The 25,200-nt window shown below is 44.3% G+C and carries 22 protein-coding genes; 15 read left to right on the forward strand and 7 right to left on the reverse strand.

Translation table 11 applies throughout. The features are described from left to right. Nucleotides 1-193 precede the first annotated feature (193 nt). Nucleotides 194-1,138, reverse strand: a complete 945-nt coding sequence (miaA, locus tag ABU615_RS09235; protein ID WP_367489210.1) for a tRNA (adenosine(37)-N6)-dimethylallyltransferase MiaA — start codon at nucleotides 1,136-1,138, stop codon at nucleotides 194-196. 495 nt (nucleotides 1,139-1,633) lie between these two features. Here miaA and ABU615_RS09240 point away from each other — a divergent pair, with 495 nt between their 5' ends. The 5 genes from ABU615_RS09240 (at nucleotide 1,634) to ABU615_RS09260 (ending at nucleotide 7,052) form a co-directional block, all read left to right on the forward strand. Further along, entirely contained in the window at nucleotides 1,634-2,524 is an 891-nt protein-coding gene (locus ABU615_RS09240) for an NAD(+) kinase (protein ID WP_267408227.1), read from the forward strand. A 234-nt stretch (nucleotides 2,525-2,758) separates the two neighbouring features. Further along, on the forward strand, nucleotides 2,759-4,420 hold the full coding sequence (recN, locus tag ABU615_RS09245) for a DNA repair protein RecN (RefSeq protein ID WP_370388882.1): 1,662 nt from the start codon (nucleotides 2,759-2,761) through the stop codon (nucleotides 4,418-4,420). A 751-nt stretch (nucleotides 4,421-5,171) separates the two neighbouring features. After that, nucleotides 5,172-5,411: a sulfurtransferase TusA family protein gene (locus ABU615_RS09250; RefSeq protein ID WP_370388612.1), complete on the forward strand. Its 240-nt coding sequence runs from the start codon at nucleotides 5,172-5,174 to the stop codon at nucleotides 5,409-5,411. Nucleotides 5,412-5,549: 138 nt separating this feature from the next. Further along, nucleotides 5,550-6,584 carry a dihydroorotase gene (gene pyrC, locus ABU615_RS09255; RefSeq protein ID WP_370388883.1) on the forward strand — a complete coding sequence of 345 codons (1,035 nt, stop codon included), beginning with the start codon at nucleotides 5,550-5,552 and terminating at the stop codon, nucleotides 6,582-6,584. A 6-nt stretch (nucleotides 6,585-6,590) separates the two neighbouring features. Continuing rightward, nucleotides 6,591-7,052, forward strand: a complete 462-nt coding sequence (locus tag ABU615_RS09260) for a thioesterase family protein (protein WP_267404573.1) — start codon at nucleotides 6,591-6,593, stop codon at nucleotides 7,050-7,052. Nucleotides 7,053-7,078: 26 nt separating this feature from the next. Here ABU615_RS09260 and ABU615_RS09265 read toward each other — a convergent pair whose 3' ends face one another. Beyond that, nucleotides 7,079-7,300 carry a YdcH family protein gene (locus ABU615_RS09265; RefSeq protein ID WP_100139789.1) on the reverse strand — a complete coding sequence of 74 codons (222 nt, stop codon included), beginning with the start codon at nucleotides 7,298-7,300 and terminating at the stop codon, nucleotides 7,079-7,081. Nucleotides 7,301-7,444: 144 nt separating this feature from the next. Between ABU615_RS09265 and ABU615_RS09270 the strand changes: the two genes are divergently transcribed. Then, complete coding sequence (locus ABU615_RS09270) at nucleotides 7,445-8,035, forward strand: LemA family protein (RefSeq protein ID WP_180295865.1); 591 nt, start codon at nucleotides 7,445-7,447, stop codon at nucleotides 8,033-8,035. Between the two features lie 837 nt (nucleotides 8,036-8,872). Here ABU615_RS09270 and ABU615_RS09275 read toward each other — a convergent pair. Then, nucleotides 8,873-9,466: a glutathione S-transferase family protein gene (locus ABU615_RS09275; protein ID WP_367434153.1), complete on the reverse strand. Its 594-nt coding sequence runs from the start codon at nucleotides 9,464-9,466 to the stop codon at nucleotides 8,873-8,875. Between the two features lie 600 nt (nucleotides 9,467-10,066). On the opposite strand from ABU615_RS09275, the gene ABU615_RS09280 reads away from it, so the two are divergent. The 3 genes from ABU615_RS09280 to ABU615_RS09290 all read left to right on the forward strand — a co-directional run bounded on the left by ABU615_RS09280 (nucleotide 10,067) and on the right by ABU615_RS09290 (nucleotide 12,951). After that, nucleotides 10,067-10,936: a YgcG family protein gene (locus ABU615_RS09280; RefSeq protein ID WP_370388884.1), complete on the forward strand. Its 870-nt coding sequence runs from the start codon at nucleotides 10,067-10,069 to the stop codon at nucleotides 10,934-10,936. A 123-nt stretch (nucleotides 10,937-11,059) separates the two neighbouring features. Further along, nucleotides 11,060-11,989 carry a DnaJ domain-containing protein gene (locus tag ABU615_RS09285; RefSeq protein WP_370388885.1) on the forward strand — a complete coding sequence of 310 codons (930 nt, stop codon included), beginning with the start codon at nucleotides 11,060-11,062 and terminating at the stop codon, nucleotides 11,987-11,989. Between the two features lie 440 nt (nucleotides 11,990-12,429). Then, nucleotides 12,430-12,951, forward strand: a complete 522-nt coding sequence (locus ABU615_RS09290) for a TPM domain-containing protein (protein WP_370388886.1) — start codon at nucleotides 12,430-12,432, stop codon at nucleotides 12,949-12,951. 438 nt (nucleotides 12,952-13,389) lie between these two features. Here ABU615_RS09290 and ABU615_RS09295 read toward each other — a convergent pair whose 3' ends face one another. From ABU615_RS09295 to modA, 4 genes are read right to left on the reverse strand one after another with little or no spacing between them, the layout of a single operon-like run. Beyond that, nucleotides 13,390-14,259, reverse strand: a complete 870-nt coding sequence (locus ABU615_RS09295; RefSeq protein WP_367489193.1) for a TOBE domain-containing protein — start codon at nucleotides 14,257-14,259, stop codon at nucleotides 13,390-13,392. Beyond that, on the reverse strand, nucleotides 14,177-14,866 hold the full coding sequence (locus tag ABU615_RS09300) for an ATP-binding cassette domain-containing protein (RefSeq protein WP_370388887.1): 690 nt from the start codon (nucleotides 14,864-14,866) through the stop codon (nucleotides 14,177-14,179). The genes ABU615_RS09295 and ABU615_RS09300 overlap by 83 nt, the downstream gene beginning before the upstream one ends. A gap of 56 nt (nucleotides 14,867-14,922) precedes the next feature. After that, nucleotides 14,923-15,603, reverse strand: a complete 681-nt coding sequence (modB, locus tag ABU615_RS09305) for a molybdate ABC transporter permease subunit (RefSeq protein ID WP_370388888.1) — start codon at nucleotides 15,601-15,603, stop codon at nucleotides 14,923-14,925. 51 nt (nucleotides 15,604-15,654) lie between these two features. After that, complete coding sequence (gene modA, locus ABU615_RS09310) at nucleotides 15,655-16,422, reverse strand: molybdate ABC transporter substrate-binding protein (protein WP_370388889.1); 768 nt, start codon at nucleotides 16,420-16,422, stop codon at nucleotides 15,655-15,657. Nucleotides 16,423-16,893: 471 nt separating this feature from the next. On the opposite strand from modA, the gene fdnG reads away from it, so the two are divergent. The 6 genes from fdnG (at nucleotide 16,894) to ABU615_RS09340 (ending at nucleotide 25,134) form a co-directional block, all read left to right on the forward strand. After that, entirely contained in the window at nucleotides 16,894-20,001 is a 3,108-nt protein-coding gene (gene fdnG / locus ABU615_RS09315) for a formate dehydrogenase-N subunit alpha (RefSeq protein WP_370388890.1), read from the forward strand. A gap of 12 nt (nucleotides 20,002-20,013) precedes the next feature. Further along, nucleotides 20,014-20,928, forward strand: a complete 915-nt coding sequence (fdxH, locus tag ABU615_RS09320) for a formate dehydrogenase subunit beta (RefSeq protein ID WP_100139798.1) — start codon at nucleotides 20,014-20,016, stop codon at nucleotides 20,926-20,928. Then, complete coding sequence (locus tag ABU615_RS09325) at nucleotides 20,928-21,590, forward strand: formate dehydrogenase subunit gamma (RefSeq protein ID WP_100139799.1); 663 nt, start codon at nucleotides 20,928-20,930, stop codon at nucleotides 21,588-21,590. The genes fdxH and ABU615_RS09325 overlap by 1 nt, the downstream gene beginning before the upstream one ends. Nucleotides 21,591-21,723: 133 nt before the next feature. Beyond that, nucleotides 21,724-22,536: a formate dehydrogenase accessory sulfurtransferase FdhD gene (gene fdhD, locus ABU615_RS09330; RefSeq protein WP_370387162.1), complete on the forward strand. Its 813-nt coding sequence runs from the start codon at nucleotides 21,724-21,726 to the stop codon at nucleotides 22,534-22,536. An 89-nt stretch (nucleotides 22,537-22,625) separates the two neighbouring features. Then, entirely contained in the window at nucleotides 22,626-23,951 is a 1,326-nt protein-coding gene (locus ABU615_RS09335; RefSeq protein WP_100139801.1) for a cation:dicarboxylate symporter family transporter, read from the forward strand. Between the two features lie 253 nt (nucleotides 23,952-24,204). Beyond that, nucleotides 24,205-25,134: a formate dehydrogenase accessory protein FdhE gene (locus ABU615_RS09340; RefSeq protein ID WP_267391249.1), complete on the forward strand. Its 930-nt coding sequence runs from the start codon at nucleotides 24,205-24,207 to the stop codon at nucleotides 25,132-25,134. Nucleotides 25,135-25,200 lie beyond the last annotated feature (66 nt).

A 25,200-nucleotide genomic window follows, 5' to 3' on the forward strand; every position in this document is an offset into this window, starting at 1 on the left:
GCTGTTTTGTCTGTGCATGGGTAAGGGGCTGTGCTGTACACATAGATAAATAATTATAGATTAATAATCAGTAAGATTAATTAATTCAGCATGTTGTGAATATGTCTATTGAGGAAGCATGCAGATGTTTACATAAATTTTTACTATTATTGCTTAAATATTCATAGCTAGAATTTTTCTGAAATGGATGATTTCAGGAAAAGAATTGCTGCATCAGATGAGCTGTCTGCTCAAAGAGTCCGGCTGGATTAAATGGGTCAAGCATATGCTGCGGATTGAGCTTGCGTAGCCATGTGAGCTGGCGTTTGGCTAGCTGGCGAGTAGCCACGATACTGCGTTCTACGAAGGTGTCGTAATCAATGATACCATTCAGATAATCAAATGCTTGCCGGTAGCCGACACAACGCATGGAGGGTAGGTCTGAGTGCAGGTCTGGGTATTGCAGACGCAATGCTTGCACTTCTTCTACAAAACCCTGTGCCAGCATGGTATGGAAGCGGGTGCCAATCTGAACGCGAAGGTGAGCACGGTCGGCTGGCAGCAGTGCCAGTGTGCATACGTCTACAGATGGTTGCTGGTTTTGCTGATTGGCCAGATGGCTACTCATCGGGATACCGGTAATATGATAGATTTCCAGTGCCCGTTCTATGCGCTGGCTATCGCCGGCAGGCAGGCGTGCAGCCGTAATTGGGTCTACTTTCTGCAATAAAGTATATAAATAATCCATGCCATGCTGTTGTTTTAGTTTTTCCAGCTCGGCACGGATGTGTGGATTGGCTTCAGGCAGGCTGCTGAGCCCCTGAGTAAGGGCGTGGTAATACATCATAGTGCCACCTACCAGTAAGGGAAGGTGGCCGCGGCTGTGTATCTCTCTAGCTAGGCGTACACAGTCACTCACAAATTGGGCAGCGCTATAGCATTCCAATGGGGAAATGATATCAATCAAATGATGCGGTACTGCCTGCTGTTCTGCGGGTGTGGGTTTGGCGGTACCGATGTTCATGTCCCGATAAATCAAAGCCGAATCCAGACTGATGATTTCTACCGGAAATTGAGCAGCCAGATTCAGAGCTAAACTGGTTTTACCGGAAGCTGTAGGCCCCAGAAGCGCAAATACTTTAGGCAAAGATGTAACCATCGCAGTAACTCTGTTTTTAAACGATTATTGTAGCTTGAACTAGCTAAATCAGCGAATGATAGTTAAATGGCAGCAGATAACTGCTATTTATGTGGCAATATCTGAAGTTGGTGGGTATTCGAAGAAAATTGTTTGTTTTTAGTCCAAAGCTGTGCTGTAAATTAGGTTATATTTGCAAAATCAATGCTAATTTTTCAACAGTTTGCAAATAAAAGTGAGCATTTTATAGTTTGTATTTGAAGGCAAATGCTAGTCAGCACTCAGATCAGATTTGTGTACACGCTGTTGCCAAGGTAATAATCATTTATTTTAAAATTATCAGGATTTACAGCTGATTAGCCCTTGAGTGTGATGTTGCGCCTGATTCATAAGAATTTTGCTGAAATTGGAGGATTACAATAAGGAAGTATATTAATGTATTACCCTTTATAATAAGCCATAAAAACCAAGGCAGTTGAATTCTGGGTGAGCTACTTTGTTAGGAACATGTAATTCATGAATAGCCAGTTTAACCATATCGGAATTGTGACCCGTCCGCAAACGCCGATGATGAGTGAAGTATTGAATGAACTTATTGCTTTTTTATTTGAAGCAGGGTTATCGGTGTATCTGGACGGTGAGGCGCAAGCAGATAATCATATCAGTGCGGCTAATTTGCATTGCTGCCAGATCATTACCAAATGTGAAATGGGAAGACGCTGTGATTTGGTAATGGTGCTGGGCGGTGATGGCACACTGCTCTCAGTGGCTCGCAAACTGGCTCCCTATCGTGTGCCGCTGATTGGTATTCATCAGGGGCACTTAGGGTTTCTAACGCAAGTACCGCGTGCACAAATGGTAAGCGAACTAACCGGCATGCTGACGGGTAAATATCTGCCAGAAGAGCGTATTCTTCTGGAAACGACGGTAGTTCGAGAAGGCAGAGACGTTTACCATTCACTGGCACTAAACGATGTGGTTCTTAGCCGCGGTGCGCTGGGGCAGATGATTGAATTTGAAGTATTCATTAATAAAGAATTTGTTTACACCCAGCGTTCGGATGGTCTGATTGTGTCCACACCAACGGGTTCTACAGCGTATGCACTTGCGGCCGGTGGGCCAATTCTACAGCCCACATTGCGTGCATTCAGTTTGGTGCCTATCTGCCCGCAATCGATGTCAAACCGCCCGATTGCTGTAAGTGATACCAGTGAAATCGAAGTGTTGATTACCAAAGGCGGGGATGCGCGTGCGCATTTTGATGGGCAGGCATTTTTTGATTTGCAGACAATGGATAAAATCCGTATTAGTCGCTACCGCAATTCACTACGTATCTTACATCCAGTGAATTATCAGTATTACCGTACTCTACGCCAGAAACTGCACTGGGGTGATCAGCTGGTATGAAATGTGGCTGAAAGTTTCTAATACATCCTTATTTAATTACGTTAATTTTTGGCTTTAGCTAATGTGGCATGACAGATGGTAATGCTGTAAAAGTGTAAGACATGTAGTAAAAATTAATAAAATCGAAATTTTTATAATTAATTTTAGTTTTTTCTAAAAAATACCTTGCACTTTTTTAAAAAAATACTAAAATCAGCCCTGAATCATGGATGCTTTCTTGAAGAAAGGCTGTTTATGCTGCTGGCGTTGTCTTTACGTGACTTTGTGATTGTGGATGAACTGAACCTGAGTTTTCAGAGTGGATTTACCGTTCTGACAGGGGAAACTGGTGCCGGCAAATCAATCACACTGGATGCGCTGGGGTTGTTACTGGGTGATAAAGCAGATTACGGACAAATACGGCATGGTGCTAAAGAAGCGCAGTTATCAGCCCTGTTTGATGTAAGCGATGTCCCGCAGGCGCAGTCCTTACTACAGGAACAGGGCTTATTGGATGCACAGGAAACGCAGCTGAGTATCCGCCGTACCATTGATGTGAAAGGCAAAAGCCGCAGTTTTATCAATAATCAGGCTGTGACACTGGGACAACTGCGCCAAATTGGTGAATTACTGATCGATATCCATGGCCAGAATGCTCATCATTCGTTAAATAGTGAAGCTGCGCAGCGCGTTTTACTGGATGCCTTTGCTGGGGCGGATAAGGAAGTTGCACGTGTGCGAGAAGCCTACCAGCGCTGGCAGGAAGCCGAACGCGAGCTGGAAAAAGCTCAGACTCAAGCTGACAGCCTGAATATCGAACGCGAACGCCTACAATGGCGCCTGGATGAGCTCAGTGCTTTAAATGTGCAGGAAAATGAATGGGAAACGCTGAGTCAGAGCCATGATGCGCTGGTACATGCAGCCGATATTCTGCACACAGCTGCCAGCGTAGAAGAGATTCTCAATGGTGATGATGGCTTGCAAAGCCGTTTGTTTCACTGCCGCCAGCAACTGGCTGCATTGATTAAGGCTGCACCGGCTTTTGCCGATAGTGTGACTCTGCTGGAATCGGTAGAAGCCGAGCTGGGTGAAGTCAGTGCTTATCTGCGCGAAGCCAGTGCCAGTGTAGAAACTGACGAAAATCTGCTGGTACAGCAGGGACAGCGGATGCAGGAATTAATGAGCATGGCACGCAAATATCGGCTGGAGCCACCGCAATTGCCGGAAGAATTGGCCAGAGTGGAATCTGCATTAAATGAGCTGGAAGCAGCGGCTGATATTGAGGCTTTGCGGGCGAGAGTAGCAGAGCGTGAAAACGAATATATGCAGGTAGCCCAGCAATTATCTGCCCGCAGGCATCAGGCAGCAGCGAAATTGGCTAAACAAACTACTGTTCATATGCAGAATCTGGCCATGCAGGGTGCACGTTTTCATATTGAACTGCTCAGTGCTTCTCCCTCTCTGCATGGTCTAGAACAGGTGCAATATCAGGTAGCCGCTAATCAGGGCACACCTTTGCGCGCCATGAGTAAAGTGGCATCCGGTGGCGAGCTGGCGCGCATCAGCCTGGCACTGCAAATGGTAACTAGTCAGTACAATGAAGTTCCTACGCTGATTTTCGATGAAGTGGACACTGGTATCGGCGGTGCAGTGGCGGACGTTGTTGGCCATGCTTTGCGCAGTCTCGGGCAAAACCGTCAGATTCTGGCAGTTACCCATTTACCTCAGGTAGCTGCTTGTGGCCAGCAGCACTGGCAGGTGCGCAAGCACAGCAGTAAAGGTCAGACTATAAGTGAAATAAAGGTTCTGACTGCCGATAGCCGGATAGATGAGATTGCCAGAATGCTAGGCGGTGAAACCATTACTGATACCACGCGCAATCATGCTCGCGAGATGTTGGCGCTGGCACAAAAGTAATTTGGTTTGACTATATACAGCATCTGGCACCAAGAAGGTGGTGGCTATCGTACTTTGGTTTGGGAAGTTTTTTTGCTGATTTTGCCGCCTGTATAAATAATTTTATCTATTCAGAAGTATTTGCAACTGAATATGACGTACTGAATCAACAATTAACGATGTGAATCAGCTAACACGCGAATGAATTACGGATCGATGTGTCCACAAACCCCAATCAGCGAGCTGGATTGTACAGATACAATGCTAGAAGAGAGTTTGTATTATCTACGGTGGTAGGAGCTGCAGCATCGTAAAATACCTATAAGCAGGGTTGGTTTAGGCAGAAGTATTGTATAAGAAAGTATGTTTGCTAACGGCACAATATAAAATCATACAATTATCCAGTAGGTTGATTTTTTATCTCTAGTAATTTTCAGCTTAATTTAGCTATCCGATACTGTAAAAAACTGACAAATATCATTTATCAGATAACAGCCAAAATATAATAGTGAGCTTCAGATATGATTCAACGGAATAGTGCTGTATTTAATTATTAGATCTGATTTAATAAATAAAAAATATTTTTGAAAGTAAGTAGTTATTTGTTCTCAGCCTGTACATGTTAGGCCGAGGAGGCCATGGAAAATAATATCCAGATGATAATAGCTGTACTTTGTCCTAATTAATATGTTGGGCTTCTGCCCAGAGACTATTGGGCAAATGCATGCACGTTGTATAATCATATTTTTCAATTATCTGTGATGAGCTGATGATGAGCGAACCACATAGTGATGAGACATTGGATGTTATCGGCCTGAATTGCCCGATGCCGATTCTGCGAGCCAAAAAAGCCTTGGCCGCGATGGATGCTGGAAAGATATTAAAAGTGTTGGCAACCGATAAAAATGCGCCAGACGATTTTGCCGCTTTTTGCCGCCAGACAGGCCATCAGCTTCTACAAGTGCATAATGGCGAAGATGGTGTGATGCAGATGTGGGTGAAACACCGTTAGTTTTCGCGCTGCTGCGGATAAATGGCGGCATGACTACGATGTTTAGCCGTTCCATGCTGGCTACGGTGGTTCTACAATCTAAATAAGCCTAACTGTATTATTGAGCTGTAAAACAGTTTGTTAACGAAACGGATACAGATGCAGACTCTTACTCTAACCAGACCAGACGATTGGCACCTTCATGTGCGTGACGGTGCAGCCTTAAAAGCAGTGGTGCCTTTTAGTGCACGTCAAATGGGGCGAGCGGTGATTATGCCCAATCTGAAGCCGCCGGTAACTACTGTTGCTGCTGCGCTGGCTTACCGTGAACGGATACTCGCCGCGGTACCGGCCGGCAACAGTTTTCAGCCACTGATGACTTTATATCTGACCGACCAGAGCACACCAGCGCTGATTCGTGAGGCCAAAGCCGCCGGTATCATAGCGTGTAAATTATATCCAGCCGGTGCTACGACCAATTCAGCAGCCGGTGTCAGTGATTTATGGGCTCTGCTGCCTGTAATGGAAACCATGGCCGAAATAGGCATGCCTTTACTGGTGCACGGCGAGGTAACCCATAGTGAAGTTGATATTTTTGATCGTGAAGCGGTGTTTATTGATGAGTTGTTGCAGCCATTACTACAACGTCTGCCTGAGCTGAAACTAGTATTTGAGCATATCACAACCGCCCAAGCTGCTCAGTTAGTGGCGGCAGCAGGTAAGAATGTGGCTGCTACGGTAACGCCACAGCATCTGTTGTATAACCGTAATGCTCTGCTGGTAGGAGGCATGCAGCCGCATCATTATTGTTTACCGGTACTGAAGCGTGAAAGCCATAGACGGGCATTGATACAGGCAGTATGTGGATCACAATCTCATAAATTTTTTCTTGGCACTGACAGTGCGCCGCATGCGCAGACGCACAAAGAATGTGCCTGTGGCTGTGCCGGAATATTTAGTGCTTTTGCCGCTATTGAGTTGTACGCTGAAGCATTTGAGCAGGCCGGCGCACTGGATAAATTACAAGCCTTTGCATCGGAAAACGGACCAGCATTTTATGATCTGCCACGCAATACGGATATCATTACACTGGTAAAAACCAATCGTTTGGTACCGGCATACTACCCGTATGGCCATGAGCGTTTGGTGCCGCTACGGGCAAATAGTACGATTAGCTGGACACTGGTGGAATAGGCGCTTATGCAGAAATTAGAGCAGACACAGTCCGCTTCAGTGCATCAGACTGAAATACGAGTACGCGGTTTTCATGTGGATGTATACCGGCATGTCAATAATGCACGATATCTGGAATTTTTAGAGGAAGCGCGCTGGGAATATTTTGATACGGCTGGGCTGACACCATTATTGGCTGAAGCGGGCTGCGGGATGGCAGTGATTAATATCAATATCAGCTATCGACATAGTGCTGTGTTTGGCGATGATTTGCTGATTGAAACTGTTTTCAGTAGGGTACATTCTCGCAAGGTCGAAATAAGCCAGTCTATCTTTCTGAAAGATACTGGACAGACTGTTGTTCATGCACTGGTAACGTTTGTAGCATTCGATCAGCAAAATAATAAGGCAGTTTCTTTTCCTGCTGCTATTTTGCAACGTTTCAAAACGCTAATGCTACATGATTGCATCCAAAAAAACCCTGCTTAAAGCAGGGTTTTTTCTGGACTGAATTATCAGGCTTTGCCGTCTGCTTCGCGCAGCATGGCATAAATTTCATCTTTAAGACGTAATTTTTCCCGTTTTAGTTCATCCAGATTTTCCAGCCCGCTGGTTACCGGATTGTTGGTCAGGCCGGTGATTTTATCATCAAGACGGTTGTGTTCTTCAAATACATTAGCAAAATGAGTGTTTTCCGCCTTTAATTTGCTAATTAGGTCACGATATTCAGGAAACATATAACATCCTTTACAGTTTGGTAAAAATGATTTTTATTATTTTGCATTCATTATAGCTTAAGGTATATAAGATTTCGCTAGTAATGGCAAAAAAAGTAACGATGGCATGTTAAACTGACACAATAACACATACGGGAGTTTACAATGTATAAACGCTTAATGGGATGTTTAAGCGCATTTATTCTGGCTCTGAGCCTGAGTGGCTGTGGTTATAATACCATGCAGTCTCAGGATGAGGCCGCCAATGCTGCATGGTCTGAAGTGCTGAACCAATATCAGCGGCGTGCCGATCTGGTGCCTAATTTGGTGAATACAGTTAAAGGCTATGCTAAGCATGAGCAGCAGGTGTTAACTGAGGTAACCAATGCGCGGTCGCGGGTGGGCAGTTTGAATATGACGAGCAGCGACGCCGATGATCCTGCAAAAATGCAGCAGTTTTCGCAAGCACAGGGTAATCTGAGTAATGCGCTTAGCCGCTTACTGGTTGTGACTGAAAACTATCCAAACCTGAAAGCAGATCAGAGCTTCCGTGATTTGCAGGCACAGCTGGAAGGTACTGAAAACCGCATCGCTCTGGCTCGAAACCGTTATATCCAAACGGTGCAGGTGTATAACACGACCTTGCGTTCTTTCCCGAATAATGTGACCGCGAAAATTTTCGGAATGCATGTGCGGCCAAATTTTGTGCCGGAAAACGAAGCCGCTGTAAAACAGGCGCCTCAGGTAGAGTTTTAAAGCTCGAATAGAGGTACAAATTGTTTTACAAAGTGACAGCCGGTTCATGAGAACTGGCTGTTTGCTTTTGCTGAGAACATATAGAGTAGGACTTTTATGTGTAACAATAGTAAGTATTAATTTTTTTTCTAATACTATTGGTTACTTCTCGCCGTATAGCCATTATCTGCCCTTCACCATAAGCTTTGGGATTATCAAGCAGAACCCTATATATTAAATCATTTAAACTATTAAGCTAGAATATTTATTATTGTCTTCTTCCGTATTGATGCCTAATTTAAAAATATAACTCTCTTTTTAATTCATTTATTATGGTTTTCAACATTAGAATCGTTATTTTTAACAATAATCTTTTTTAATGTAGATGATGCCTTTCACATGTCACTTTATATCTTTTGCTCAACTGCCTGAATAATGAGATAGTCGGACGTCTCAAACGGTGAATTATCTCTGGCATAATTACTAATAATGGAAGTATTGAAATATATATACTCAATATTTCGTTCAAAACTTGAGGATTTTATTAAAGGACTTAATGATAAAAATGCGATTTTAGAAATATTCAAATGGCATATAATGGTTTTTTAAAGTGATTATAATGGTTGCTTATTCATAAAAGCAGTGGTGGAAATGCGTGAAACCTTGCCTTGCGTATCAAACATACTTAGGGTGCATAAAGAATTTGTTAGAAGCCTAATTTATTTAAAAACTTGAAGAGTATTCCGATAAAGCGTCTTTTAACTTGCTCACGGCTTAACCAATTCAATTCAGTAAAGAGGGTTCAGTCAAAAAAAACCGCCATGAAGCGGTTAATTAAATACGTAAAATAAATGAGAATTAATTATCATTTATTTTATGAGCTTTCAAAAATGCCGGTCTACTCATCGCTTTTTGAAGATAGTTTTCAAGTTTTTTGTCCAATGTAATGCCAAATGCTTTTGCAAACATTAATCGATGAGATAAAAAGATATCTGCTAACGTAAAGGTATCACCAATGAGCCATGCATTTGTTTCTTTTAGTTCTATCCTAGACAAAACATCAATGGTTTGTTTTTTAAAGTAATTGATAAATTCTGGCCATTGCTGATCTTCAGGAGTAAACAGTATCTGTTTAGCAAGGCAAGAAAGTGGCGTTTCTAAGTCAGTAATCGAAAAACTGATTAAAGAATTGATGATAGCTTTTTCTTGTAAATTCGCAGGGTATAACGTATTTTGTTTTTTTTCACAAATATAAAGGCATATGGCCAACGTTTCACTTAAAGAAAAGCTCCCTTCCGTTAAAAATGGCACTTTACCAAAAGGATGAGGTGATTTGACAACCGCATTATCTGTGTGTATTTCAACCCGGATTGCTTCATAAGGAAGACCTATTTCTTCCAAGGCCCAGATAACAGCCAAAGATCGTGCTCCAGGTGCAGTGTATATTTTCAAGCTTAGTCTCCTTTTAATAAATCAAATAATCGGTATTGCGTAAAAGTAAGTATTCATTTTTGGTTTAAGTGATCATTTCCTATTGCAACTCTAGATGATCACCTTATGTGATGACAGATTGTAAAGTAGTTGCTGGATAAAACAAAATCTTTATCTTCTAAGATTTCTTGCAATTTGAATTTACTAATTTAATGCTGATAAATAAAAGGTAATATTCGGGTGGCAAGATATTAATATAATTCATTTAGGTTTTATCCCTCCCCTAGACGATGCCTCGCAGTAGTGCTAAAAGAATGATTTTGGTGGTTTAGCGATTTGTCGAAATGTAGTTGTATAGATGCGATATTAGCCGGCTATTTTATCTGCCCTCAGTTTGTGCTTGCTGCTAAGTGTTAAATCTGTACAGATTTTAATTAAATCGTGCTAGCAGAGCCGAATTGATCTATTGTCTAAAGCCTCTTATCAAAGTGCTGCCGTGATGGCGGAAACGGCTGACTATCGGTTATGATTCAGACACATGGTCTAAATACAATTAGATTCTGATTCCGGTTTTACAGTCAGCGGAGACACTCTGCAGTACTGTTTCTAGGTAATAATGATATGAACACTATCCGCTTATCCTTCCATAAACTGTTGGTATTTTTTCTAAGCTGCGTGCTTTATATTATGGCTGCGCAAGCGGAAAATTTGGCGCCGATACCTGCTTTAACTGCGCCGGTGATGGACACTGCAAATATGTTGCAGCAGGATACGCGAGAGGATTTAAATGGACAGTTGCTGGATTTCAGTCGCCAGCATGGCAGTCAAATTGTGATTTTAACTGTCCCTACTATTGCACCGGAAACGCCGTTTGATTACGCCACCAGAGTGATGAATAACTGGCGGCCGGGGCGCATGGGTGTTGATGATGGTGTGTTACTGTTGCTGGTGCGTGATGAACACAAAACCTTTCTGGCCACTGGCCGTGGACTGGAAGGTGCTATTCCAGATGTGTATGCCAAGCGTATTCTGGATGATGTGCTGCGTCCGCAACTGCGTGCAAATAATACCGATGGTGGGGTACGACAAACGGTAGACATTCTGGAAAAACTGATTGATGGTGAGAAACTGCCGGCGGTATCACAGCAGCCTCCGCAAAAGCAAAGTTTCTCTGCCATGTTTATAGAAGCAATGATGTTGGTCTTTTTTGGGGGAGCATTTTTAAAGAATATTTTCGGCACTCGGCTAGGCAGTTTCATTTTAGCTTTACTGGTGTTGGCTCTGGGCTGGTATATTGGCTGGAACCTGATTCTGGCCGTTATTATTGCGCTTTTTTCCTATATCGTAACTTATGTTTTTGCCGGAAATGTATTTGTCAGTGACCATTACAATCCACATGATGATAATTTTTGGGGCGGTGGCGGGTCAGGCGGAGGCTTCAGCGGTGGAGGCGGTGGATATGGAGGAGGCGGTGCTTCTGGTAGCTGGTGAAAGTGGCACAGGGTGATGCTGAACAGATCAAAATTCTGAAAAATTATCAGACTCCGCGTAAATTCATGTATAGTTATTTGTCTTACCTTACTATTTACTGATTTTATCAATCGGCTGGTCTACATGTCTAATCTCGGTGCAGGTATCTGTTTATTGCTGTTGTGGTTTTTACCTTTGCTCTTCGGTGCTGGTGGTGTGTTGCTGGATATTATACTGATTATCCTGATTTTGTTTTATTTATTTGCTGCCCACATAGTAGATGATGGTACTGAAGATTCCATTGCAACCGATAAAAATCTCTATGTAGCGGTAATGTTTGAAGTGGCCGGCCAGATATGTGCGTCTAAGGGACATGTCACAGATGAAGACCGTTCATCTGTTTATGCCTTGATTAAAAAGTTGCAGCTCAATGACGAATTGGCCGTTCTGGCGCGCTATGGTTTTAACATGGGGCAACTGAAAAACTATCCGCTTAGAGCTCGGCTGGGGCAGTTGTACCGTACCTACCGAAATGAAAAACGCGCGTTGATGTTGTTTTGTAAACACATGCTTGAGCTGGCGCTGATTGATGGCAGGCTGCACAATAATGAACGGCGTATCTTAAATATCATTGCTGATGAGTTTCATATTCCTTACTCGCAGATGCTGATTTTTGCCAGCCAAACTGTGCATGGGCAAGAGAGTGAATATAAGCGTTACTGGCAAACTAATGAGCAATGGAAGCATCAGCGTCAGAGTAAGCGCCAGAAGGAACGACAGCAGCAATCGCGGCAGCAACAACAGCAGTACCGGCAACAGCAGCAGAGCAGTCGTCAACAGCATCAGACTGTTGAAGAACCGCTGGGCGGCGATCCGTATCAGGTGCTGGGTATCAATCCCCAAGCCAGTGTGCATGAAATCAAACAGGCTTACCGCCGCCTGATGAATAAATATCATCCGGATAAACTAGTAAAACAAAAATTGTCTGCAAAAGAAATGCAGCGGGCTACCGAGCATACTCAACGTATACAAGCTGCTTATGCTTACGTGAAACAGTTGCGTGGTTTTGTTTAGCTTAAATGATGCTTTGCTTTTGTGTATTGATGTTGAATAGCTAATCTCTTATTTGGAATTCCGAGATAAAGTGTCAGATAGGTTGTTGGAAGCAAGAAATTTCTGATTTCGGAGTGGTTTTTTTCTAAGATGGCAACACCTATGAAAATTCATTTCTCAGCAGTGTAGTCCTGCCGGATCTTTGCTCTGAAGATACTGTGGATATTTTTTAAAAATATTTTGTATGGGCTGGTACCTGATTTTTAACGTGCTGAAAGAGGTAATAAGCTTGATTATATAAAAGCATTCAGCCGGTTCAGGGTAGACAGTTGAGCGTATTTCTCTGTCTTCGGTGTAGAAATAAATATTTCTCAGATTTTGATTTTCCCTATCTCTGCGTCCACGAAATCAGCTTGAAGTGCTACCATACTGATTCTGAAACTGCGAAAAGAGCGGACAGGATGCGCACGGATAAACTGAGTATGCGAATGTTGCCCCGATTATGGCGTCACTGGACCCATCCGCGCCAGCGGGTGAGTAAGTATTTTCCTGAAGAAGTGCTGCAACAATTGACCACACACATTGCCAATTCTGAACAGCGCCATACCGGACAATTACGCTTTGTGATTGAATCGCGTATCAATACGGCCAGTTTGTGTCACCATACAACGCCTCGACAGCGTGCGCAGTATTGGTTCAACAATTTGGGTATTTGGGATACTTCTGCACGTTGTGGCGTTCTGGTGTATGTCCTGTTTGCAGACCGCGCTGTAGAAATTATCGCCGATCGTGGAATAGATGCCTGTGTTAGTGCTGCGCAATGGCAGGAAATATGCACGCACATACTTACGGCTTTTCATCAGCAGAATTATGTGGATGGTTTAAGCCGCGGACTGGAAGAACTAACAGATTTGCTGGTGCAGTATTTCCCGCGTACTCAGGCTGGAAGAAACGAACTGGCCGATGATGTGATTTTGCGTTGATACTTGCAGAATAACATGGGGGTTGAGTATCTGTAAGTATCCGCAGATTATATGCTATCCGGCTGGTTAGTTCTGTGCGAAAAGCAATTTCATCTCCGGAAGTGATCAGCGGCATTAGAAACGATATTTTTATCCAATATTGCCACAATAGAAAAAACGCAATAATGGTAATTATTGATATTTATTATCAATAAACTTCTCTGAATTGATATAAATAATTTTTTTTGAATAAAATTTCAATGAAAATATAATTTACAGATAGGTTGGGTTTACAATAAGTTGCGGCTTTAAATGACAGATTGAAACAAAGAGCGCATGTATGGCCGCTGATAGCCTGTCTATCAGGCGTCACAACAGCCAGAATAAACTCATTGCTAAAATGGTTATTCTGGCTTCATTTTATTCATGATTACTTTGTGGTTTGAATCTAAAAAATGTTTAGCGTAAGCGTCCGAGAATAATGCTTGGCGCTTTAATTAGCAGCATGATTTCATCGCCGCTTTCCAATTGCATCGTTTCAGCACTGTGCCGAGTAATACTGGCAGACAAGCTCAGCTCAGCACCTAAATCTACGGTCACAACACTATTCACGGCACCGGTGTCTATCCGGCGTATGCGACCGCGAATTTGATTGCGAGCAGAAAGATTAAAATTGGGGGTAGGGCGAGCCAGTATGATGGCAGAGGCTTGAATCAGTGCCAGCGCATCTACACCCTCTGTAAGCTCCATTTGTTCACAGCTGTGGCGTGTGAGTATGGCCACCAGTTCCTGTCCGCTGCTCAAGCGTAAATGAACTTCATGATTCACTTTGCCTTCTATAACTCGGCTTACTGTTCCAGCTAGCTGATTGTCGGCACTTAAGTCCAAATTCATTCTTTGCCACAGGCCATAATGGCTATGGTCAGACTCGTTGTGCAGTTGCTGCATCAACTGTTGATGGCGTTGTTGCATGGTGTGGTAATACTGGAGGAAAGCCGCACCATAGGTAGTTAAAGCGCTTTTACCGCCGCCCTGTCCACCAGTTTGGCGTACCACCAACGGCTGCGGTGCCAGATTATTTAGCGCGTCAATCGCATCCCAAGCCGCTTTATAACTCATTGGTACTGCTTTGGCTGCCTGAGTAATGGAACCGAAACGCTGAATGTTTTCGAGCAAGATTATACGTTTGCTGTTTCCCATTCGTTGGCCGTTTATAGTGGGAATCAGCTCGGTATCCAGATTGAATTCATGCATGTCTATGGTCATTAGGAGCAGAATGTAGGCGACCATTATCCATGTGCCAAATAGCAGCGTCAAAAGCAGCGGCATCTGCCGGATCATGGGTAATCAGAAGCATGGGTAAATTTAGCTTCTGCTGCCACGCCGCCAGTTCAGTGCGCATTTGTGCGCGCAATTGGGTATCCAAGGCAGAAAATGGTTCATCCAGCAAAATAGCATGCGGCCGCGCAATCAGTGCACGTGCCAGCGCAACACGCTGACGCTGGCCGCCTGATAAATGTGCCGGATACTGTTCTGCAACCATATCAAGCTGCATGGCGTTGAGCCAGTGTTCAACTTCTGCCTGCCGGCTGCGCTTGCGCGGATTGAACAAACCATGCCGGATGCCGCAGGCGATGTTTTGGCGCACATTCAGATGAGGAAAAAGCGCATAATCCTGAAAAACATAAGCCAATCTGCGTTCTTGCGGACACAGATTGAGTTGCTGCTCACTTTGATAAAGCGTTTTTCCGTTAACAATAATATACCCCTGCTCAGGCGTCAGCAAGCCGGCAATGGCTTTGAGCATCAGGCTTTTGCCACTACCCGAAGCCCCCATTATTATGGTACGTGGTGCCTGAGTGTGTAAGTTGATATTTAGAGTAAACTGGCTGCCATCGGCACGATGAATGCTTTTCTGGAAATTGATATCTAACATAGCGTCATTGGAGTGAATCAAATATGACCAAGGCGGCTTCTTATAGGAACATAGCTTTATCTGAGATTTGCTACTGGCACTTTGCCAGACAGCAGTCTGCTGGTTAACAACAATATCAGAATACATACCACCGATATAATCAGCACCAGCGTATTAGCGAGTTGATCATCACCAGCCTGTACTGCTTCATAAACCGCAATCGACAAGGTTTGCGTCTGTCCAGGAATGCTGCCTGCTACCATCAGCGTAGCGCCAAATTCTCCCATGCTGCGCGCAAAAGCGAGTAATACGCCGGCCAGAATACCGCGCCAAGCCAGCGGGAGAGTAATGCGCAGAAAAACGCCGACATTACTGATGCCTAATACACGACCCGCTTGCTCCAGCTGCGGGTCCAGACTATCGAAGGCAGCACGTGCCGGTTTAAAAACCAGCGGAAACGAAACCACCGTAGCAGCTACTACTGCGCCTTGCCACGTAAAAATCAGATTGATGTTTAAATATTGCTGTAAGAATTGGCCGATAAAACCATTTTTACCCAGTACGACCAATAAATAATAGCCGAGCACCGTTGGCGGCATCACCATTGGCAGAGTGAGAAGGGTATCCAGCAACTCCCGTCCCCACAGCGCTTTGCGTGCAAACAGATAGCCGATACCTACACCAAGAATCAGATTGAAAACTGTAGCCCACAGAGCAATTTTAAGCGACAGGGCAAGAGCAATCCACGCCGCAGCCATTCTCTCTCCTTGCAGGAAGATTTATCCGCTTATGATAAAAGCATTATTTATTTAGCGCACACTCTGGAAACCATAGCGTTTTAGGATCTGTTGCCCTTTGGCCGAGCGAACGAATCCAATAAAACGGTTGGCTGCAGCCGGCTCTTTACTATTTATTGTGCGGGCAATCGGATAGCTGATTGCTTTAGTGGTGGGAATAGTAGCTGCTACTTGTACTTTGTCCGGCATGATAGCCGCATCCGTGCCGAAAACAAAACCGGCCTCTGTTGACTGATTGGCTACATAGTCCAGCGCCTGCCGCACATTATTCACATTAACAATTTTCGGCTGTACCTTACTCCAGACTTTTGCCTGCTCCATCGCAGCCTGTGCATAACGGCCAGCTGGCGTATAAGCCGGATTGCCCAGTGCAATATGGTGGATACTAGCCTGTTGCAAGTCTTTCATATTGCGTATGTTTAAATTGCTGTTTTTAGGAGTAATCAGTACCAGAGTATTATTTACAAAATTAACTCGGTCTGCTGCCCGCACCAGATTTTTGGCCTGTGCCTGATCCATAGTCTGCTGATCTGCCGATGCAAATACATCTACCGGAGCACCATTCTGAATTTGTTGCAGCAATGAACCTGACGCGCCAAAATTTAGTCGCACCTTATCTTGTGGATATTGTTGTTGGTATGCTTTAGCAATGTCATTAAATGCATTGGTCAGACTGGCGGCAGCGGAAACGGTGAGGTCGGCAGCCAAAGAAGTGGTGCTCAGTACGCACATACCAGCAGTAGTTATCAAAGTGCTAAGACGGGCAGAAAGAGAGCGCATAAATTATCCTTAATCAAAGAGAACTAATATTCCAGCAGGGTTAAAAATTATCTGATTATAAAGTAAAACTGTTTCGAAATATACCTGACTATATAACGAATACTAAATTGCAGGCTGGCTATGCTTCACAGCTGGAATACAAAAAAATTAGATGATTAATGAGTTTAAAGACAAAATATTAATAATTAAGAGAAATAATTAATTAGCGTAATAATCTTGCAATATTTTTTCAATTAATAATTGTATTGTTTAAATTAAAACAATCTTAGCAATACGTAAATAAATAATTTAAATGAAAATTATAATTATTTATTCAAATTAAAAAAAACAGATAAAACCACATAATAGTTTAAATAAGGTATTATAATGGCGTTAAATGTTAGAAATTATAAATTTCTCTCTTATCACAAGCAGGACAGCATTCAGTTTCACTGCAAGATATAAAAAAAATTTAATTAGGAACCAACACACATGAACCTGACAAGACGCCAGTTTTTCAAGGTTACCGCAGCTGGTGCCGGCGCGACAGGATTAGCGGTAATGGGCATGGCACCGGCCACAGCCTTTGCCGAAGTCCGTCAATATAAACTTTTACGCGCAACCGAAACACGCAATAACTGTACTTACTGCTCCGTAGGCTGTGGTACGCTGTTGTACAGTCTGGGGGACGGAGCAAAAAACGCTAAAAAGAAAATATTTCATATAGAGGGCGATCCGGATCATCCAGTCAGCCGCGGTAGTCTTTGTCCTAAAGGCGCTTCCCTGATAGATTTTGTTAACAGTCCCAATCGGGTTTTGCATCCGCAAGTGCGTGAAGCAGGAACCAACGAATGGAAAGACATTAGCTGGGATGAAGCACTGGACCGCATCGCCCGCCTGATTAAAGACGAGCGTGATGCCAACCTGATTGCAAAAAATGCTGACGGCGTCACTGTAAACCGGCTAGAAACAATTGGTATGCTGTGTGCTTCAGCTAGCTCCAATGAAACCGGTATTCTGACCCAGAAATTCATGCGCTCGCTCGGGCTGGTAGGCACAGATTCTCAGGCACGTGTTTGTCATGGTCCTACTGTATCCGCACTGGCTGCTACATTTGGCCGCGGTGCGATGACCAATACTTGGACTGATATCCAGAATGCAGATTTTATTCTGGTAATGGGTGGCAATGCTGCCGAAGCGCATCCTGTTGGTTTCAAATGGGTAATCGAAGCTAAAAAACAAAAAGGCACCAAGCTTATCGTTTGTGACCCGCGTTTCAACCGTACCGCATCCGTAGCCGACCATTATCTGCCGATACGCTCCGGTACGGATATTGCTTTCTTGGGCGCAGTAATCAACTGGCTGATTAAGAATGATAAAGTGCAATGGGAATATGTTAAAAACTATACCAATGCTGCTTTTATTCTTGCTGATGATTATGGTTTTAACGAAGGACTATTTTCCGGTCATGCTGATTACACCAGTGCAGATGGACGTCCGACACCCGAAGCAGCGCCGAAAGGAGCCAAGGGCGGCGCTGTCTACAATAATGCTAGCTGGACTTATGAGCTGGACGAAAACGGCTTTGCCAAAACCGACCCAACCTTAGAAAACCCGCGTTGTGTGTGGCAGGTCATGAAACGCCATTATGCCCAATACACACCGGAAATGATGCACAAAATTACTGGCACACCAATAGAAGACTTTTTACTGGTTTGTCAGGCTCTGGGTGCCACTTCAGCTAAAAATAAAGCCGGTACGATTTTATATGCATTAGGCTGGACGCAGCATACCTATGGTTCGCAGAATATCCGTACCATGGCCATGATTCAGCTCATTCTTGGCAATATCGGTATGCCCGGTGGCGGTGTGAATGCTTTGCGCGGCCACTCCAATATTCAGGGACTGTCAGACCTTGGCTTGCTTTCCACCAGCTTGCCGGGCTATCTTAGTCTGCCAAATGAAAAGAAAAATCCTACTTTTGAAGACTATCTGAGCGTACAGACACCGAAAGCAATGCGCCCGGGGCAGCTCAATTACTGGGGCAATACGCCCAAATTCATGGTCAGCCTGCTCAAATGGTTTTTCGGTGACAAAGCCACCAAAGAAAACAATTGGGGCTACGATTGGCTACCGAAGTGGGACAAAATGTACGATGTCCTCCAAATGGCGGAAATGATGTACCAGGGGCAGATGCATGGTTTGCTGGTGCAAGGATTCAACGCCATGGGTTCTTTCCCAGATTCCAATCGTATCGTTGAAGCCTTCTCCCGCCTCAAATGGATGGTGGTGATGGATCCACTGAATACGGAAACAGCCACCTTCTGGGAAAATCACGGCGATGCGCATAATGTAGATTCCAGCTCCATTCTCACCACAGTATTCCGTCTGCCGGTACCGTGTTTTGCCGAAGAAAACGGCTCTATTGTTAATTCTTCACGCTGGTTGCAATGGCACTATGCCGGCGCAGAAGCACCGGAAGATGCTAGAGCTGATTTGGAAATTTTGGCCGAGTTACATCTGCGTATCAAAGCTTTGTATGAAAAAGAAGGCGGAAAAGTTCCCGAGCCGATTATCAATCTGAGCTGGCCGTACAAAGTAGCGCATTCGCCCACACCGGAAGAAATGGCACAGGAATCCAATGGCTGGGCGTTGGCCGATATCAAAGACGAACAAGGCAATATTATTGTGCCCAAAGGTGGGCAGCTAGATAGTTTTGCTCAATTACGCGATGATGGCAGCACCGCCTGTGCCTGCTGGATTTTTGCCGGCTCATGGACCAAAAACGGAAACCAGATGGCTCGGCGAGACAATAGTAATGCCGGTTTGGGCAATACCCCCGGCTGGGCATGGGCGTGGCCGGCCAACCGCCGCATCCTGTATAACCGTGCTTCCTGCGACCCATCTGGCCGGGCGTGGGATCCCGAACGTAAACTGATTCACTGGGATGGCAGCAAATGGGTTGGTGCTGATGTAGCTGATTACAAAGCTGATCAGGCGCCGGATACGGATATGAATCCGTTTATCATGAATGAAGAAGGTGTAGGCCGTCTGTTTTGTACTCAAAAATTGGTGGATGGTCCATTCCCGACATTCTACGAACCCACGGAATCGCCAGTAGGTAAAAATTTACTGTATCCGAAAGTTCTCAATACTCCCGCTGTACGCCTGTTTGACAGCGTAAAAGAACGCATCGGAAACAAAGACGAGTTCCCATGTGTCGGTACCACCTATCGCCTTACTGAGCATTTCCAGTTTTGGACCAAGTCTGTGAAATTGCTGATGATTGCTCAGCCAGAACAGTTTGTGGAAATCAGCGAAGAGCTGGCAGCACAAAAGAAAATTGCCAAAGGTGATACCGTTAAAATCAGTACTAAACGCGGCTGGGTAGAAGCCAAAGCCGTTGTAACCAAACGTTTGCGCCCTCTGGACATCAACGGCCAGACCGTGCATCAGATTGGTATTCCCCTGCATGGTGGCTGGGTGAATGTTGGTGAGAAAAAACAATTTCTCATTAATACACTCACACCATTTGTCGGTGACTGCAACACTCAGACACCGGAATACAAAACCTTTTTGTGCAATATCGAAAAAGCGTGAGGGGAATAAATCATGGCTTTACAATCATTAGATATTAAACGGCGTTCGGCTACTAATCAGCTCACGCCGCTACCACAGGCTCGTAAACCAATTGAAATTGCCAAACTAATAGATGTTTCTACTTGCATCGGCTGCAAGGCTTGTCAGGCCGCATGTTCCGAATGGAATGATATTCGCGACGAAATTGGTACTAATCATGGCGTTTACGATAATCCTATCGATCTGAGCGCCGATAGTTGGACCGTTATGCGCTTTTCTGAAACCGAAGAAAACGGCAAGCTGGAATGGTTAATTCGTAAAGATGGTTGCATGCACTGTGCCGATCCTGGCTGTCTGAAAGCCTGTCCTTCTCCAGGTGCCATCATTCAATATGAGAATGGTATTGTGGATTTTCATCAGGAAAACTGTATTGGCTGTGGCTACTGTATTTCCGGCTGTCCTTTCAATATCCCGCGTATCTCTAAAAAAGACAACCGTGCCTACAAATGTACATTGTGCTCCGACCGTGTGGCCGTGGGGCAGGAACCGGCTTGTGTGAAAACTTGTCCTACTGGTGCCATACATTTTGGTAGCAAGGAAGACATGAAGTTTTTGGCTAGTGAACGCATCAAGGATTTAAAACAGCGTGGCTTTGAAAAGGCCGGACTTTACGACCCGCAGGGAGTAGGCGGTACCCATGTAATGTATGTTTTGCATCATGCCGATAAACCCAGCCTGTATCACGGTCTGCCGGATAATCCGCATATCAGTACCACAGTTAAGCTATGGAAAAGTATGCTTAAACCAATAGCCGCCTTTGGTATTGCCGCCGCCGCTTTTGCTGGCTGGCTACACTACATTACCATTGGTCCCAATCGTCCTGATGATGATGAACAGGAAGTTCTGAATCGTGATGGTGAAATCCTCGAAGACAAAGGCGACGCATAATGACCAAAAAATTATTAATTCAGCGCTATAAAAAATCCGAGCGTTTTAACCACTGGGTTGTAGCCGGCTGTTTCGTACTGCTGGCCGTATCCGGTCTTGGCTTTTTCTATCCCTCTTTTTTCTGGCTCACAGAAGTATTTGGCTCTCCGCAGCTGGCGCGCATCTTGCACCCGTTTATCGGCGTCATTATGTTTTTAGGATTTTTTATCCAGTTTTTCCGCTATGTGAAACATAATTTTTTCGAGCGCGACGATATCAAATGGATGCTGGGTATCAAGCACATCCTGCTGGGTAAGGAAATCGGTGATACCGGTAAATACAACGCCGGACAGAAATGCATGTTTTGGCTGATGACAATCAGCATGGCGCTGCTGTTTATCAGTGGTCTAATTGCGTGGCGGCAGTTTTTCTCCGGCTATTTTCCTATTTGGGTGGTGCGGATTGCCTTGCTGGTGCATTCGGCTTCTGCCATTTTGTTGATAGTTGGTATCATTATCCATGTGTATGCGGCTCTGTGGATAAAAGGCACCATTCCAGCTATGGTTGAAGGTGTAGTGACGCAGGAATGGGCGAAAAAACATCATCCGCGCTGGTATCGTGAAATGATGGCCAAAAAAGCCGCCAAAGCGCAGCAAACATCTACCACGCAAAGTAGCGAATAAAACGCGTGCCTTTATCAGCTAGCCTGTCTGGTGACATTATAAAGACAGGTAAATATTGATTCTCTAATCTGTCCTGAAGAATATTCAGGACAGTTTCTTAGCACTACTCCCTGCATATAGGGACCTAAATCCTATGATTCACACTCCCGCCGAAAGCCGTACTGTCTGGGTAGCTCAGGACGGAAAATGCAGCAGCATCTGTGACAATATCAGTGCTGAAATCCCAGTAGCACTGGTTTATAACGGTATATCCCACGTGGTACTGATGGCTACGCCGGATAACATTGCCGAGCTAGCTCTCGGATTCAGCTTTAGTGAAGGTATCATTGAAAGCAAGGAACAGATTTACGCCATTGAAATTAGCGAACATCAGCATGGTTTGGTAGCAGACATTGAGCTGGCCAGTGCAGCTTTTGCCCGCCTGAAAAACCGGCGCCGGCAAATGAGTGGACGTAGCGGCTGTGGCTTATGTGGTCTCGATAGCCTCGCAGCCGTACAGCCGGCAATTACCCCTATAATGCGTTCAGTGAATCTCGAATTTAGCAAAATAGGCGCTGCTTTGACCGATTTTAACCATCACCAACGCCTGCGCGCGCAAACTGGTTCCGTTCATGGTGTGGCGTGGGCTGATGGTGATGGCACAATTGTAACCGCGCGTGAAGACATTGGCCGACACAATGCTTTGGACAAACTAATTGGCTGGGGGTTGCAAGCAAAAGTGGATTGGAAGCAGGGTTTTGTGGTATTGTCCAGTCGCGCTAGTTTTGAAATGGTAATGAAATCAGCAATTACCGGTATCGGGTGTATCGTGGCTGTATCTGCGCCCACCACCTATGCCATTGATTTAGCTCACAAGGCTAATATCACGCTGGTGGGTTTTGCGCGTCATCATCGCCAAGTAATTTATACCCACCCTCAATTTTTTTCATCCTTAACGCATACATAAAACTAAAAATAATAGGGTATACTCTATTGTTTTTGTTTCGCTTGTAAGACTGAATAAGAACTATATTACCAATTACTGTAAGGACGACTATGTTATCGATTATTAAACGATATAGCCGTAATTTGGCCTGGCAAATTCTCTTTGCCCTGATTATGGGGGTAGCAGTGGGATTGTATCTGCATACCTTTTCAGATCCGTCTCATCCATACTACAAAACCTATCAATCTTGGGTAGTCAACGTATTACAGCCCATGGGCGATATTTTTATCCGCCTAATTAAAATGATTGTTTTGCCGATTATCCTTAGTACCCTCACACTTGGTATTGCCGGACTGGGTAATTCCAAAAGTCTGGGTAGACTAGGTGGCAAAACCATTCTCTATTTCGAAATCATTACCACCATTGCCATTGGCGTGGGTCTGCTGTTTGGTAATTTGTTTCATCCTGGCAGTGGTATCGATATATCTAATCTGCAGCACAGCAACGTTACCCAGTATGTGCAGAAAAGTGAAGCCTTGGCTGAAAAGCCGCATGGCCTTGTTGTCATGATTCTGGACATGATTCCGCATAATATCTTTGATTCACTTAGCACCGGCGAAATCTTACCTGTAATCTTTTTCTGTGTATTCTTTGGTTTGGGATTGACCAAACTGCCGGATAATCAGCGTTTGTTTTTCTCTGATTTTCTGAAAGTCATTTCAGACGTGATGTTTAAAATCACCAATATGATTATGCGCTATGCGCCAATTGGTGTGTTTGGTCTCATGACAGTAACCATCAGCAAATTCGGTTTCGGCTCCCTGATACCGCTGATGAAGCTGATTCTGATTGTATATTTGGCCATGATTGTGTTTACGCTGGTGATACTGGGTGGTGTAGCCTATTTCTGCCGCTTTAATATTTTCACCATCATCAAAATTCTTAAAGATGAATTGATTGTGGCGTTCTCAACCTCCAGCTCTGAAACAGCGCTGCCCAAAATGATTGAGAAAATGGAAGCCTATGGTGCGCCGAAATCCATTACCAGCTTTGTTATCCCTACCGGCTATTCCTTTAACTTGGATGGTTCTACTCTGTATCAGAGTATTGCCGTAATTTTTCTGGCTCAGCTATACGGCATTTCCCTGTCTGTGACAGACCAGATTATGATTGTCATTACCCTGATGGTGGCCTCTAAAGGTATTGCTGGTGTACCGGGCGTATCCTTTCTGGTATTGTCTGCCACGCTGGCCACTACTTCCATACCATTGGAAGGTTTAGGCTTTATCCTTGGTATCGACCGTATTCTGGACATGGGTCGCACCGTTGTAAACGTAATCGGTAATGCACTGGCTTCACTGGTTATTTCGCGCTGGGAGCATGATTTCGATGATGAAAAAGCGCGTGCCTATGAAAAAACATTGGGCATCAAATAATTCACTTTGAGGCACTAAAAAGGTTCAGAGACATCTGAACCTTTTTTTATGTACCTTAGTGATTCAGACGAAACAGGTATATGCTGTACTGCAATATTTCTACTGGCGTTGTTTGGCCAATTAGATTCTAGACACAGTGGTAAAACCAGACAAAAAGCATGTTTTTAGTTAAACTTGGTTATTTTTATTCCTAATACTAGCTGTTTAACGTTAGCAATGGTTACGCAGCTATCATTCACATAAACAATGATATATGAAAACACAAGCAACACCGGAAGCCATACAGGCTCAGCCATTCTTCCATATCCCGTTTTGGCAGCAACCCGCTGCTGATATTTTTAGCCAGCGTGCCTTGCGCCTAAACGAACTGGCCGCTGAAGACAGTAGCGATTGGCAGCCATATTTGCTGTTACTGGCAGAGATATGTACAGCTCAGCAGAGTTTACTAGAGCGTTATACAGAGGCAGACTGGGTATTGCCTGCCACTAATGAGGGAGATTTACCATTCACACCGGCTTTGCTGAGTGAGAATCGTGGCTTAGCCGACCAGCTGTTTACTGATTTATATGCTTTGCTCCACGAGCAGTTGTCACCTACGGCGGTACAAGTATGGCAGGAAATATTGCATCTTAGCAGCGAGGAGCGTATCCGGTTGTGCCAGCTGGCAATCAATCAGCAGCTAGGTCTAGCACAGCAGGATTATCAAATATGGTTGAACGCTGTTGTACAGGTTATCTATACATTGGTAGCAAGAAGCTTAGCAGCAGACACAGTAAAACCATACCCAGAACCTGGATTTTGTCCTTGCTGTGGTACCGATGCCGTTGGTGCTGTGATAATCGGTCATGGTGAACTTGAAGGTTTGCGCTATCTCTGTTGTGGCCTGTGTAATAGCCGCTGGCACAGTGTGCGCGCTCGCTGTAGCTTCTGTGATAATAGTCGTGATTTAGGTATACAGCGTATAGAGCAGGCTACAGAAGGTGTTCTGGCTGCAACTGAAGCAGAATGTTGCCCCAGCTGTAATGCTTACCGTAAACGTTATCGTCTGGCTAAACAGCAGTATGCTGATCCAATAGCAGATGATCTGGCTTCTTTGATATTGGATATGCTTCTGAGTGATGAAGGCTGGCAACGTGGCGGAGCCAATCCATTTTTACTGATGGGAAAGATACCTAAACATTAAAATTAATGATAAGCTATTTAATTATTTACCTTTATTGAAAATAATAGATTTAAACAGTCAATTTGG

This window comes from Snodgrassella alvi, assembly GCF_040741455.2.
GTDB lineage: Bacteria > Pseudomonadota > Gammaproteobacteria > Burkholderiales > Neisseriaceae > Snodgrassella > Snodgrassella alvi_E.

Coding starts and splice junctions, on each gene's coding strand:
- ABU615_RS09300 (WP_370388887.1), bottom strand. CDS start 14,866: ATGTTAGATATCAATTTCCAGAAAAGCATTCATCGTGCCGATGGCAGC.
- ABU615_RS09260 (WP_267404573.1), top strand. CDS start 6,591: ATGCAGAAATTAGAGCAGACACAGTCCGCTTCAGTGCATCAGACTGAA.
- ABU615_RS09285 (WP_370388885.1), top strand. CDS start 11,060: ATGTCTAATCTCGGTGCAGGTATCTGTTTATTGCTGTTGTGGTTTTTA.
- ABU615_RS09270 (WP_180295865.1), top strand. CDS start 7,445: ATGTATAAACGCTTAATGGGATGTTTAAGCGCATTTATTCTGGCTCTG.
- modB (WP_370388888.1), bottom strand. CDS start 15,603: ATGGCTGCGGCGTGGATTGCTCTTGCCCTGTCGCTTAAAATTGCTCTG.
- ABU615_RS09340 (WP_267391249.1), top strand. CDS start 24,205: ATGAAAACACAAGCAACACCGGAAGCCATACAGGCTCAGCCATTCTTC.
- ABU615_RS09325 (WP_100139799.1), top strand. CDS start 20,928: ATGACCAAAAAATTATTAATTCAGCGCTATAAAAAATCCGAGCGTTTT.
- ABU615_RS09335 (WP_100139801.1), top strand. CDS start 22,626: ATGTTATCGATTATTAAACGATATAGCCGTAATTTGGCCTGGCAAATT.
- miaA (WP_367489210.1), bottom strand. CDS start 1,138: ATGGTTACATCTTTGCCTAAAGTATTTGCGCTTCTGGGGCCTACAGCT.
- fdnG (WP_370388890.1), top strand. CDS start 16,894: ATGAACCTGACAAGACGCCAGTTTTTCAAGGTTACCGCAGCTGGTGCC.
- pyrC (WP_370388883.1), top strand. CDS start 5,550: ATGCAGACTCTTACTCTAACCAGACCAGACGATTGGCACCTTCATGTG.
- ABU615_RS09290 (WP_370388886.1), top strand. CDS start 12,430: ATGCGCACGGATAAACTGAGTATGCGAATGTTGCCCCGATTATGGCGT.
- ABU615_RS09250 (WP_370388612.1), top strand. CDS start 5,172: ATGAGCGAACCACATAGTGATGAGACATTGGATGTTATCGGCCTGAAT.
- fdxH (WP_100139798.1), top strand. CDS start 20,014: ATGGCTTTACAATCATTAGATATTAAACGGCGTTCGGCTACTAATCAG.
- modA (WP_370388889.1), bottom strand. CDS start 16,422: ATGCGCTCTCTTTCTGCCCGTCTTAGCACTTTGATAACTACTGCTGGT.
- ABU615_RS09265 (WP_100139789.1), bottom strand. CDS start 7,300: ATGTTTCCTGAATATCGTGACCTAATTAGCAAATTAAAGGCGGAAAAC.
- ABU615_RS09295 (WP_367489193.1), bottom strand. CDS start 14,259: ATGCCGCTGCTTTTGACGCTGCTATTTGGCACATGGATAATGGTCGCC.
- recN (WP_370388882.1), top strand. CDS start 2,759: ATGCTGCTGGCGTTGTCTTTACGTGACTTTGTGATTGTGGATGAACTG.
- fdhD (WP_370387162.1), top strand. CDS start 21,724: ATGATTCACACTCCCGCCGAAAGCCGTACTGTCTGGGTAGCTCAGGAC.
- ABU615_RS09240 (WP_267408227.1), top strand. CDS start 1,634: ATGAATAGCCAGTTTAACCATATCGGAATTGTGACCCGTCCGCAAACG.
- ABU615_RS09280 (WP_370388884.1), top strand. CDS start 10,067: ATGAACACTATCCGCTTATCCTTCCATAAACTGTTGGTATTTTTTCTA.